Annotated in this window: 9 protein-coding genes; 2 read left to right on the top strand and 7 right to left on the bottom strand. The window is 68.2% G+C overall.

From position 1 onward, the window contains the following. Positions 1–38 precede the first annotated feature (38 nt). The 7 genes from QAR72_RS00295 to QAR72_RS00265 form a co-directional block, all read right to left on the bottom strand. Entirely contained in the window at positions 39–1829 is a 1791-nt protein-coding gene (locus QAR72_RS00295; RefSeq protein WP_442953528.1) for a DEAD/DEAH box helicase, read from the bottom strand. A gap of 163 nt (positions 1830–1992) precedes the next feature. Continuing rightward, a complete protein-coding gene (locus tag QAR72_RS00290; RefSeq protein ID WP_304615346.1) occupies positions 1993–4272 on the bottom strand; it encodes an FdhF/YdeP family oxidoreductase in 2280 nt (759 codons plus the stop codon). Between the two features lie 67 nt (positions 4273–4339). Next, positions 4340–6538 carry a glycoside hydrolase family 2 protein gene (locus QAR72_RS00285; RefSeq protein ID WP_304615345.1) on the bottom strand — a complete coding sequence of 733 codons (2199 nt, stop codon included), beginning with the start codon at positions 6536–6538 and terminating at the stop codon, positions 4340–4342. A 2-nt stretch (positions 6539–6540) separates the two neighbouring features. Beyond that, entirely contained in the window at positions 6541–7689 is a 1149-nt protein-coding gene (gene dgoD / locus QAR72_RS00280) for a galactonate dehydratase (protein ID WP_304615344.1), read from the bottom strand. Beyond that, complete coding sequence (locus tag QAR72_RS00275; protein ID WP_304615343.1) at positions 7686–8594, bottom strand: Gfo/Idh/MocA family protein; 909 nt, start codon at positions 8592–8594, stop codon at positions 7686–7688. The genes dgoD and QAR72_RS00275 overlap by 4 nt, the downstream gene beginning before the upstream one ends. Continuing rightward, the gene (locus QAR72_RS00270; protein WP_304615342.1) at positions 8591–9646 is read right to left on the bottom strand and encodes an ABC transporter ATP-binding protein; all 1056 of its coding nucleotides are present in this window, start codon (positions 9644–9646) and stop codon (positions 8591–8593) included. Before QAR72_RS00270 ends, QAR72_RS00275 begins: the two co-directional genes overlap by 4 nt. 7 nt (positions 9647–9653) lie before the next feature. Then, positions 9654–10442, bottom strand: a complete 789-nt coding sequence (locus QAR72_RS00265; RefSeq protein ID WP_304615450.1) for an IclR family transcriptional regulator — start codon at positions 10440–10442, stop codon at positions 9654–9656. A gap of 105 nt (positions 10443–10547) precedes the next feature. Here QAR72_RS00265 and QAR72_RS00260 point away from each other — a divergent pair, with 105 nt between their 5' ends. Both QAR72_RS00260 and QAR72_RS00255 read left to right on the top strand, forming a co-directional pair. Next, positions 10548–11789, top strand: a complete 1242-nt coding sequence (locus QAR72_RS00260) for an ABC transporter substrate-binding protein (protein ID WP_304615341.1) — start codon at positions 10548–10550, stop codon at positions 11787–11789. Positions 11790–11866: 77 nt separating this feature from the next. Beyond that, on the top strand, positions 11867–12784 hold the full coding sequence (locus QAR72_RS00255; protein ID WP_304615340.1) for a carbohydrate ABC transporter permease: 918 nt from the start codon (positions 11867–11869) through the stop codon (positions 12782–12784). Positions 12785–12788 lie beyond the last annotated feature (4 nt).

Here is a 12788-nt window from a genome sequence, read left to right as displayed (position 1 = left end):
GCCGGGAATGATTGCCTGATTCGAGGGCAAGGCCCGCCTCAATCGGGCCGGCGCGGACCCTTGCGATGGGGCTTCGCGGTGCGCGGCTTGGCCCATGCGGCCTTGGCCGGACCACGGGGCTTGGCCTCGCCGCGCGGCTCATCGTGGGCGCGGGCCGCGCGCGGCTTGCCCTTGAAGGCCGGCTTTTCGGTGCTGCGCGGCCGCGGGCTGCGCGGCGCGCCGCCCGAAGGCGCGTCCAGGTCGGGCGCCTCATGCATCCGGCGCATGGTCAGTTCGTCGGTGATCTGCGATTCGGCGCCGAAACGATGCGCTTCCGATGCCGCGATCTGCACATAGCTGACATCGTGGCGGATGCGGATCGCGCCGATCGCCTCGCGCCCGATCCCGCCCGCATCGCAGATCTTGGGCAGAAGCCAGCGCGGCTCGGCCCGGCCGGTATGGCCGACCGACAGGCTGAACCAGACCGCGTCCTGGAACCCGCCCAGATCGCGCGGAGCCTGGGCGCGCGGCGCGCCCGGAACGGCGGTGTCGGACAATTCCTCGGGGGCGGGCCGGCCCTCGCGCCACAGCGCGACGAAGGCCTGCGCGACCTGGGCGGGGCCGAACCGTTCCAGCAGCTGAGAGGCCAGAGCCGCGGCATCCTGGTCGCCGGTCTGGGTCAGCGCGGCGTGATCCATCAGCCGGCGGTCATCCTCGGCCCGGACCTCGTCGGCCGAGGGCGCACCGCCCCATTCGGCGGTGATGCGGGCATTCTGCAACAGGCGTTGCGCGCGCTTGTATTCGGCGGGCGGCACGATCAGCGCCGAGACGCCCTTGGCGCCGGCCCGGCCAGTGCGGCCCGAACGGTGCAGCAGCGTCTCGGGATTCGTGGGCAGATCGGCATGGATCACCAGTTCCAGCCCCGGCAGGTCGATCCCGCGCGCGGCCACGTCGGTGGCGATGCAGACCCGCGCGCGCCCGTCGCGCAGCGCCTGCAGCGCGTGGTTGCGTTCCGTCTGGCTGAGTTCGCCCGACAGCGCCACGGCCTTGAAGCCCCGGTTCGACATGCGCGCCAGCAGGTGGTTCACATTCGCCCGCGTCTTGCAGAAGATGATCGCCGTGCGCGCATCATGCAGACGCAGCAGGTTGAAGATCGCGGGCTCGCGGTCGCGCGCGGCGACGGAATAGGCGCGATAGGCGATGTCGCCGTGCTGGCGCGCCTCGCCCATCGCGGCGATCCGCAGCGCGTCACGCTGGAAATCGCGGGCCAGCTTTTCGATCGCCGGGGGCACCGTGGCCGAGAACATCAGCGTGCGACGCTCGGCCGGGGCGGCGGCGAGGATGAATTCCAGATCCTCGCGGAAGCCCAGATCCAGCATCTCGTCGGCCTCGTCCAGAACGGCGGCGCGGACCGCGGTCAGATCCAGGCTGCCGCGTTCGATATGGTCGCGCAGACGGCCGGGCGTGCCGACGACGATCTGAGCGCCACGCGCCAAGGCCCGGCGTTCGTTGCGGTAATCCATGCCGCCGACGCAGGTGGCGATCTGGGCGCCCGTCGAGGCGTAAAGCCATTCCAGCTCTCGCGCGACCTGCAAGGCCAGCTCGCGGGTGGGCGCGATGGCCAAGGCAAGGGGCAATTCGCCCTCGGGCAGGCGGTCCCCGCTGAGCAGGTCGGCGCCGATGGCAAGGCCGAAGGCCACGGTCTTGCCCGAGCCGGTCTGCGCCGAGACAAGCAGGTCGCGGCCCGCGACCTCGGGGGCCAGAACGGAATTCTGAACGGCGGTCAGGCTGTCATAGCCCTTGCCCGCCAGCGCCGCTTGAAGCGGCGCGGGGATGGTGTGATCTGTCATGGTCTTCGCCAGAAAGGGGGTGCGTCACCCGATGAGCGGCACCCCGTTTCCGTAGGATCGGCCCGGCAACCTTGCACCGGGCGCCTCGAAGCTGCAGCGCCAAAGACCGACCCCTTAGACGCCCCGGCGGGCAAAGTCCACCCCGTGCCGGCTTGCCCCTGCGTCACGCCTCGATCCGCACCGGAATGCCCTTGTAGGCCGGCGTTCCCGAGGCCAGGTCATGCCGGTCCAGAGGCGCCAGCGCGTTCAGTTCCGGGTAATAGCCCGCAACCGCGCCGCGCGGCAGGTCGTAGGGCACAACCCGCAAGCCGCCGACGCGCCGGTCGATCCCGTCCGCGCTGTTGGTCACCAGCGACACGGTGTCGTCGGGCTTCAGCCCGGCCTCGGCCATGTCCTCGGGAGCCATCATGACGACCATCCGCCCCTCGATCCCGCGCAGCCGATCGGACATGCCATAGATCGTGGTGTTGAACTGGTCGTTCGAGCGCAGCGTGATCAGCCGCCAAGGCGCGTCCTTGCCGTGACCCAGCCCGGTCGCATCCAGTCCGGCCGGGATGGTGAACTGCGCCTTGCCGGTTTCGGTCTGCCAATCCCGCTCGCGCGCGGGATTGCCGCGATAGAAGCCGCCAGGCTGGTTCATGCGCTCCTCGTAATCGGCGAATTCGTCAGGCCAGACGGATTCGATGGATTTGCGCACTAGAGCATAATCGCCCCGCCATGCCCGCCAGGGCAGGCGCGGATTGGGGTCCAGAACCGCATCGGCCAGAACGGCGACGATGGCGGTTTCCGACCACAGATGCGGGCTGGCCGGATCGCGCCGCCCGATCGAGCCGTAGATATGGCTGAAACTGTCCTCGACCGAGACCTGCTGCGGGCCGCTGTCCTGAAGGTCCGTTTCCGAACGCACGAGGCAGGGCAGCAGCCAGGATTGCCGCCCCGGCGCCAGATGGGTGCGGTTCAGGCGGGTGGCGATATGGGCGGTCATGGGGATGTCGCGCCAGGCCTTCATCACGCGGGGCTGGTCCGGCACGGCGCGGGCCAGATTACCGCCGAGCCCCAGATAGGCCTGCACTTCGCCGCGCAGCAGCGCCTCGCAGAAGGCCAGCGTGTTCCAGCCCTCGTCCTCGGGCGGGTCGATGTCGAAGAGCTTGCGCATCCGGTCGTGGGGTGCAAGGTCGGGCTTTTCGGTGATGCCCACCGTGCGCTGGCCTTGCACGTTGGAATGGCCGCGCACGGGCGAGACCCCTGCCCCCTTGCGCCCGATATTGCCCCGCAGCAGCATCAGGTTCACCAGCGCCGCGATGGAATCCGATCCGTGGACATGCTGCGTCAGGCCCATGCCGTAGATGCCCATCACGGCCTTGGCGCGCGCATAGACGCGGCCCGCAGCCTCCATCTGGGCGCGCGACAGGCCGCTGGCCTCCTCAAGCTCGGCCCATCCGGTCGCCTCGACCCAGTCCATCCAGTCCTGCACGCCGTGGCAATGCTCGCGCAGGAAATCGTGGTCGAGGATGCCGCCCTCGTCCCGTTCCAGCGCCAGCACATGCTTGGCCACGCCGGTCAGGGCCGCAATATCGCCGCCGGGGCGCGGTTGGAAATAGAGGTCGGCGATCTGCGTGCGCCGTCCGACCGTCATCTGCACCGGACGCTGCGGATTGGTGAATTCCAGCAGCCCCTTCTCGCGCAGCGGGTTGAAGGCCACGATGGCGCAGCCGCGTTCGACCGCCTTCTGCAGGGGGTGCAGGATGCGCGGGCTGTTCGTGCCCGGGTTCTGGCCGACATAGAAGATCGCGTCGCAATGCTCGAAATCCTCGAAGACGCAGGTGCCCACCGGCGAGCCGATCACCTGCTTGAGCCCGACCGAGGTCGTCTCGTGGCACATGTTCGAACTGTCGGGCAGGTTCAGGTGGCCATAGGCCCGCGCGAACAGCCCGAACAGGAACGAGGGCTCCAGCGCCGCCTTGCCCGAGACATAGAAGCACGCCTTTTTCGGATCGACCGCGCGCAGATGGTCCGCAATGGCGGTGATCGCCTCGTCCCAGCTTGCCGCGACATAGCGGTCGCTTTCGGCGTCATAGCGCATCGGATGCGTCAGGCGGCCCAGCATTTCCAGATCGTGGTCAGACCAGGTCGACAATTCGCTGACGGTGTGGCGCGCCAAGACATCAGGGGTGCAGCGTTCGGTGGTCAGATCCCAGATCGTCGCCTTGGCGCCGTTCTCGCAAAATTCGGCCGGATGGGGGTTCGGCGGCTTGGCCCAGGCGCACGAGGAACACATGTAGCCCCCCGGCTTGTTCTGGCGCGCCAGCGTCGCGGCGACGCCGGGATCGGGATGGGCCGCGCGGCCGACCTGAGCCATGCCGCGGATCGAGCCCCAGCCTCCGACAGGTCCGTCATAGCCGGCGGGTTCGGGGATCGGGTTGTCGGTCCTGTCGTCGGTCATTGGGGGGCCTCTTGCGGTCGGGGATGCCCGACCTCAACCGCAAGGGGCCGTCATTGTTCCTGCAGGCTCAGGCCGTGGCGGCGATCGTCACCTCAGAGGGCGGGAATTGCGGGTGATGCGCGGTGACGCGGATCGTGCCCGCCGCGCCGGTCAGGCGCAGGATCATCCCCGCGCGGCCGCCCTGCAGCGGGCGCAGCTCGGGGCCGATCAGCCGCGCCGGGCCCTCGACCGAAACCGCGACGACGCCCGGCAGGAAGGGCAGATGGTTGCCCGCCTGGTCCAGCGCCCGGACGATCACCCGCAGGTCGGTGTCGGCCTCGGCCGGCAGCTCGGTCCGGTCGGGCGCGATTTGCAGCCGGGTCGGCAGCGGGTCGGCCACATAGTCCCGCACCGCCACGGGATTGCCGTCCAGGTAGCCGGTCAGGCGCCCCGGATGCCAGCTCATCCCCCAGAGGCCCAGCTCGGCGGCGCCGATATGGCGATGGTCGATGATCACCGGCGGATGCGGCAGATGCGGGAACCGCTCGCGGTCGGGGCCGACGCGGCGGGTGACGCCCGCGCAGTCGAACTCGACCTCGTCGCAATTCGTCAGGATCACCAGCGGCAGCACGCCGCCGATGTTGCGCTCGCCCCGCGCCCAGAAGGTGACGGGCTCCATCACCACGCCCTCGGCGGGCGGCTTCTGGCTGGCATAGGCGAAGGCCGCGAATTTCGGCTCTCGCCAGATGTCCATGACGCCGTGATGGCAGATGCGGTCGCCCGCGCCGAAATCCTTGTGCGTGTTGTAGTCGAACATGCACCAGCCGATCGACCCGGCGATCCCCGCATCGCCATGCGCGGCGTTCAGCACCTCAAGGTGGCGGATCACATGCTCCATCTGGCGCAGTTCGGGGTCCTGCGCCTTGGTCGGGAACATGTGGCCGTTATATTCGGTGACCAGATAGGGGACAGGCTTCTTGATGCCGGTCACCTCGGCGGGCGCGCGCAGCGCGGTGCGCGGGCGGTTGATCAGCGGCAGCTCGGATTCGTCCAGGATGAAGTCGTTCATCGTATAGACGTCCTCCAGCATCTCGCTGTCGGTGATGTAGCGCACGCCGCCCGTCGACCGCGTCGGGTCCAGCTCGCGCGCCAGCGCGTTGGTGCGGGCATAGAAGTCGTGATTGTCCTGGCTTTCGTTAATGCGCACGCCCCAGATCACGATGCTGGGATGGTTCCAGTCGCGGGTGATCATGGCGCGGACGTTGTCCACGCTGCGGTCCTGCCAGGCGGCGTCGCCGATATGCTGCCAGCCGGGGATCTCCTCGAAGACCAGAAGGCCGATCTCGTCGCAGCGGTCCAGGAACCACTTGCTTTGGGGGTAATGCGAGGTGCGCACGATGTTGCAGCCCAGATCAAAGCGCAGGATCTCGGCATCGCGTTCCTGCGCATGACGGCCCGCGGCATAGCCCTGATGCGGCCAGCTCTGGTGCCGGTTCAGCCCGCGCAGCTTCATCGGCTGGCCGTTCAGCAGAAAGCCCTGCGGCGTCCATTCCGCGGTGCGGAAGCCGAAGCGGTGCGTGGTCACGTCGCCGCTGTCGGGCAGGGTGAGCTCGACCGTGTAAAGCTGCGGGTTCTCGGTGGACCACAGCGACAGGCCGGTCAGGCCCGACAGGGTCAGTTCCCCCTCGCCCTCCACGGCGGCGATCTCGCGCGTGCCGTCCAGGAGGCGGGCGCGGACCGGGCCGGGGGCGGTGACCTCAGGGCGGATCACGACGGTTTTCGCGTCCGACAGCGCATCGGGCGTCAGGATACGCGCATTGGTCAGGTGCCGTTCGGGCAGCACCATCAGCCAGACATCGCGATAGATGCCCGCATAGGTCAGATAGTCGATCTGCGCGCCAAAGGGCGGAATGGCGGGGTTCTCGGTCCCGTCGATCCGCACCGTCACAAGGTTGTCGCCGGGGCGCAGATGGTCGGTCAGGTCGGCCACGAAGGGCGTATAGCCGTCGGGATGGGCCACGACCTGCACGCCGTTCACCCAGACCACATTGTCGGCCATGGCCCCGTCAAAGCGCAGCTGCACCCGGCGGCCCGCCCATGCCTCGTCCCACGCGATCACGCGCTGATAGGTGAAGGCGCGCTGATAGAGGCGCTCGTCGAAATAGCTCAGCGGCAGGTCCACCGCGTTGTGCGGCAACGTGACCGGGGCGCCGTCCAGCGCTGCTGCGGGATCGGCGGCGCCTTCGGCGAAGATCCAGCCGTGGTTCAGTCTCTCGATGGTCCGCATGATCACCACTCCGCAAAGCTGCCGTCGGCATGGCGCCAGACGGGGTTGCGCCAGCGGTGCCCTTCGGCGGCCATCTGGCGGACCTTGTCCTCGTTCACCTCGATGCCCAGACCCGGCCCCTGCGGGATCGCGACGAAACCGTCGTCATAGGCAAAGACCGACGGGTCGGTCAGATAGTCCAGCAGGTCGCTGCCCTGGTTGTAATGGATGCCAAGCGACTGCTCCTGGATGAAGGCGTTGTAGCAGACCGCGTCCAGCTGCAGGTTCGCGGCCAGCGCGATGGGGCCGAGCGGGCAGTGCAGCGCCAAGGCCACGTCATGCGCCTCGGCCATGGCAGCAATGCGATAGGTCTCGGTGATGCCGCCCGCATGGCTGGGATCGGGCTGGATGATGTCGACGAAACCGCCCTGCAGGATCGCCTTGAAGTCCCACCGCGTGTAGAGGCGTTCACCCAGGGCGATGGGGGTCGAGCAGTGATTGGCGATCTCGCGCAGCGCCTCGGCATGTTCGGACAGCACCGGCTCCTCGATGAACATCAGGCGGAAGGGCTCCAGTTCCTTGGCGAGAACCTTGGCCATCGGGCGATGGACACGGCCGTGGAAGTCGATGCCGATGCCGAAATCGGGGCTCATCTCCTCGCGGATGGCCTGCACGCGCTCCAGGACCTGATCGACCTTGGCGTGGCTGTCGACGAACTGCATCTCCTCGGTGCCGTTCATCTTGACGGCAGTGAAGCCCCGGTCGCCGCAATCGCGCGCCATCCGCGCCGTGTCGCCCGGACGGTCGCCGCCGATCCAGCTGTAGACGCGGATGCGGTCGCGCTGCTGGCCGCCCAGCAGGGCATGGACCGGCACGCCCAGATCCTTGCCCTTGATGTCCCACAGCGCCTGGTCGATCCCCGCGATGGCTGACATGTGGATGCCGCCGCCGCGATAGAAGCCCGCGCGATACATCACCGTCCAGTGGTCCTGGATCAGGCGCGGGTCGCGGCCGATCAGGTAGTCGGACAGCTCCTCGACGCAGGCGGCGACCGAGGCGGCGCGGCCTTCCAGGACGGGTTCGCCCCAACCGCTGATGCCCTCATCCGTGCTGATCTTGACGAAGCACCAGCGGGGCGGAACGATGAAGGTCTCGATGGCGGTGATTTTCAAGGCTTGTCCTCGAAGGCGGGGGCGGCGTGCTGGCGGCCCGTCAGGAAGGCATCGGCGACCAGGCGCAGCGGCGCCAGATCGCAATCGCTGTCGCCCGCCGCGACCAGATCGCGGAAGCGGGCGTAAAGGCGGGCATATTCGCGGTTCTCACCCACGGTCTCCAGGCCCGGCGCGGTGAAGCGCGCGCCCCCTTCGGACAGGGTCGCGGGGCCGGCATCGGTGTCAAAGGCGATCTGCCAGGTCTCATCCCCCGTCACGCGCCAGTCGAAATGCGCGGCGATGGGATGGCCAGCCTCCAGGCTCAGATCGGCGGCGATGGGGGTCTGGCGGTTCGCGGGGATGTGCAGGTCGGCGCCCACCAGCCGCACGCCGGGGATCAGGGCGGTCAGGATCGACAGCGCGTTGATGCCGGGGTCAAAGACGCCCAGGCCGCCGGGCTGCCAGATCCACTCCTGCCCCGGATGCCATTTGCGCACATCCTCGCACCAGTCGATGCGGACGGCGCGGATGCGGGTCGTGGCCAGCCAGTCGCGGGCCGCGTCCACCGCCGCGGCCTCGCGCGAATGCCAGGTGGCGTGGATGGTGACGCCCTGGCGCGCGGCCTCGGCCTCAAGGACCGCCATCTCGGACAGGGTCGCGCCGGGGGGTTTCTCCAGCATCAGGTGGCGGCCCGCGCGCAGCACGGCCATCGCCTGATCGAACCGCCCCTGCGGCGGGGTGCAGAGCGACACCGCATCCACATCGGCCAGCATCTGCGTCACGTCGCGGTGGTTGGCGACGCCCTCCAGCGTGGCGTTGCGGCTGGCGATGGCGGTCAAGGTCAGGCCGTCGGTCGCGGCAATGGCGGGCAGGTGCTGGGCGCACGCGATGGTGCCCAGGCCCACAAGTCCGATCCTCAGGCTCATCTCAGGCGCTGCCCGGTCTCGGCGTCGAAGAAGAAGGCATCGGCCGGGTCGAAGGTCAGGCCCACGCTGCCGCCGCCCGCCGGGTCCAGGCGCTGGCCGGTCTGCACGATCAGCTTCTCGCCCGAGGGGGCGCGCAGATGGGCGAAGGTCGTCCCGCCCAGGTTCTCGGCCAGCTCGACCCGGAAGGGGCCGTCGCCCGACAGGCGCAGCGCGTCGGGGCGCAGGCCGATCTCGACCGCGCGGCCCTCCGACAGGGCGGGACGGTCGGCGGGCAGGGTCGCGGCAAAGGCGGGGCTGACCACCTGCCCGCCCTGCACGCGGCCCTTGACGAAGTTCATCGCCGGGCTGCCGATGAAGCCCGCGACGAAGCGGTTGTCGGGGTCGTCGTAAAGCTGCATCGGGCTGCCCACCTGCTCGATCCGGCCGGCGCGCAGCACGACGATCTTGTCGGCCATGGTCATCGCCTCGACCTGGTCGTGGGTGACGTAGATCATCGTCGCCCGGATCTCGCGGTGCAGGCGCGCGATCTCGGCCCGCATCTCGACGCGCAGCTCGGCGTCGAGGTTCGACAGCGGCTCGTCGAAGAGGAACACCTTGGGCCCGCGCACGATGGCGCGCCCGATCGCGACGCGCTGGCGCTGGCCGCCCGACAGGGCGGCGGGCTTGCGGTCCAGCAGCGGGTCCAGCTTGAGGATGCGGGCGGCCTCGGCCACCTTGGCGGCGATCTCGGCCTTGGGATGGCCGTTCATCTTCAGCCCGAAGCCCATGTTCTGCGCGACCGTCATGTGTGGATAGAGCGCATAGGTCTGGAACACCATCGCCACGCCGCGGTCGGCGGGTTCGGCATCTGTGACGTCCTGATCCTCGATCAGGACCTGACCGCCGGTCGTCTCCTCGAGGCCCGCGATCATGCGCAGAAGCGTGGACTTGCCGCAGCCCGAGGGGCCGACGAAGACGCAGAATTCCCCCTGCTCGATTGCAAGATCGACGCCATGGATGACCCGGACGGGGCCAAATTCCTTGGTGACGCGGTTCAGCTGGACGCCGGACATGGCAACCTCATGACTTGATTTCGGGAAAGCGCCACGCCTCGGCGGTGGCGGCGATGCGCGCGGCGGCCCGGGTGACGGGCCCGGCCAGCGCCAGAAGCTGGTCGCGGCTGGTGGCGGCGGTGGTGGTCGTGACCGAGATCGCGCCCAGGATCCGGCCCGACCCCGACAGGATCGGGGCGGCGATGCAGGCGATGCCGGTCTCGTGTTCCTCGTCGTCCAGCGCATAGCCGCGCTGGCGGATCAGGGCCAGTTCGGCGCGCAGGGCCGCCGGGCTGGTCAGCGTGTTCGGCGTATGGGCGTGGAATGATTGCCGGTCGATGGCGGCGGCCAGCCGATCCTCGGGCAGATGGGCCAGCATCGCCTTGCCCACGCCGGTGCAATAGGCCGGACCCACCTTGCCCGATTGCGAGAACATCTCGACCGGCTGGCGGGCATTGCGCTTGTCCACGTAAAGGACCGCGCCATTGTCCAGCTGCGCCAGATGGACGGTCTGGCCAAGCGTCTCGGCCAGTTCGTCCAGCACCTCGCGCGCCAGCGGCGCCAGCGACGATTGCGCCCAGGCCGAATGGGCCAGCCGGACAAGCCGCATGCCGGGCGCATAGGTCTGCCGATCCTCGTCGAAGGCCAGCATGTCCTGATGCGTCAGCACCTGCAGAAAGCGATAGAGCGTCGCCTTGGGCAGGCCCGCCACGGGCAGGATCTCGGCAAAGCGGACCGGGCGACCGAAGCCCGCCACCAAGTCCAGAACGGCCAGCGTCCGCCCCACCGTCCCGTCAGACGCCTCGCGCCCCTGCATGGCCATGCCTCCTCATCCACCATGTTGACAGGCTAAGCGATTCGCCACATAGTTTCAATATTCAAAACTTGGTTTCATTATTTGGAACCTGCAAGGGAGGAGAGAATGGCACTTCACGGAAAGGGTCTGCTGCTTGCGGCGCTGATGTGCAGCGCGGCGCCCGCGATGGCCCAGCAGCGCGTGCTGACCTTCAACAGCAACGCCTCGGACCCCGCGCCGCGGGCGATGTTCGAACAGCTTGCCGCCGATTTCATGGCCGAGCACCCCGAGATCCGGGTCGAGATCAACACCTTCGACCACGAGGGCTACAAGACCGCGATCCGCAACTTCCTGACCGCCGATCCGCCCGATCTGATCACCTGGTTCGCCGGCAACCGCATGAAACCCTTCGTCGATGCGGGCCAGTTGCTGGACGTTTCGGATGTCTGGGAAGAGAACGGGCTGAAGGACAGCCTTGGCTCGACCCTGTCCTCGATGACCTTCGACGACAGGCAATGGGGCGTGCCCTACACCTATTATCAGTGGGGCATCTACTACAACAAGGAGGCCTATGCCGCCGCGGGCGTCGAGCCCGCGACCGACTGGGAGGGCTTCATCGCCAATTGCGCCGCCTTTCAGGAGGCCGGGATCGACTGCCTGACCACCGGGTCCAAGGCGCTGTGGCCGGTGGCGGGGATCTTCGATTACCTGTCGCTGCGCACCAACGGCTATGACTGGCACATGCAGCTGACGAACGGGGAGATTCCCTGGACAGATGACAGCGTGCGCGCGGTCTTTGCCGAATGGGAAAAGATCCTGCCCTACACGACGGCGAACCATGCCGCGATCGACTGGCAGGATGCGGTGGCCAACATCGTGCAGGGCCGTGCGGCGCATTACGTCATGGGCAATTTCGCGGTCGCGGCCTTCCGCGATGGCGGCATGACGGACGAGACGCTCGGCTTCATGTCCTTCCCGACGATCAACCCCGACATTCCGCGCGCCGAAGAGGCTCCGACCGACTCGATGCACATCCCGGCGGGCGCGAAGAACCCCGAGGATGCCAAGCTGTTCCTGGCCTATATCGCGCGTCCCGACGTGCAGACGCGGATCAACGAGGCGCTCGGCCAGCTTCCGGTCAATTCCGAGGCCAGCGTCGGCGACGATCCCTTCCTGCAGGCGGGCTTCGAGATGCTGTCCACGGCCGAAGCCGGCATCGCGCAGTTCTTCGACCGTGACGCCCCGGCCGAGATGGCCAAGGCCGGGATGGAGGGCTTCCAGGAATTCATGGTCCGCCCCGAGCGTCTGGACGCGATCCTCGAACGGCTGGAGCGTCAGCGCCAGCGCATCTACGCCGCCGCCCAGTAACGGCGGCATGCGGGGCGGGCGCCCCCTCCCTCCCTGCCCGCCCCGCAACCCCTCGACCCCAGTCACCGGAGCGCGCCATGACCCCCCTGCCCGACCCCGAGGCGCAGATCGCGCCGCGCAAGCGTTCGCGCCGCCGCAGCCTGACCCCTTGGCTGTTCCTTGCACCGGGCATGGCGATGTTCGCGGTCTATGTCCTCATCCCCATCGTCCAGTCGGTCTGGGTCTCGTTCCACGACTGGGACGGGCTGGGCCAGATGCGCTGGATCGGCACCGCCAATTACAGCGAGCTGTGGTGGGACGACGCCTTCTATACCAGCCTGCGCAACAACGTCATCTGGCTGGCGCTTTACATGCTGGCCGTGCCACTGGGGCTGATGATCGCGCTGTTCCTGAACCAGACGGTGCGTGGCATCCGCATCTACAAGTCGCTGTTCTTCTTTCCCTTCGTCATCAGCCAGGTGGTGGTGGGCCTGATCTTCTCGTGGTTCTACGCGCCGGGCTTCGGGCTGCTCTATGCGCTGATCGAATGGGTCACGGGATCGGGCGTGGCGCTGCTGGCGGACGAGCGTTACGTGACCTACGGCATCATCGCGGCGGGCCTCTGGCCGCAGATCGCCTATTGCATGATCCTCTATCTGACCGGCCTGAACGCGGTAGCGCCCGACCAGATCGAGGCCGCGCGGCTGGACGGCGCCAAGGGCTGGCGGATGCTGTGGCACGTGGTGCTGCCGCAGCTGCGCCCGGCGACCTTCATCGCGGTGGTGGTGACGGTGATCGGCGCGCTGCGCAGCTTCGATCTGGTCAGCATCATGACCGCAGGCGGGCCGTTCGGGTCCAGCCGTGTGCTGTCCTATTACATGTATGAACAGGCCCTGTCGGAATACGGCTACCGCATGGGTTATGGCGCCGCGATCGCGGTCGTGCTGTTCGGCATCATGATGATCTTCATCTCGGGCTTCATCTGGAAGATGTGGCGCGACGAGAAAGGCCAGTAACGCC

This window comes from Paracoccus sp. (in: a-proteobacteria) (assembly GCF_030604785.1).
Classification (GTDB): Bacteria; Pseudomonadota; Alphaproteobacteria; order Rhodobacterales; family Rhodobacteraceae; genus Paracoccus.
Note: the sequence above shows the minus strand (reverse complement) of the source record. Positions and strands in the feature narration are given on the sequence as shown.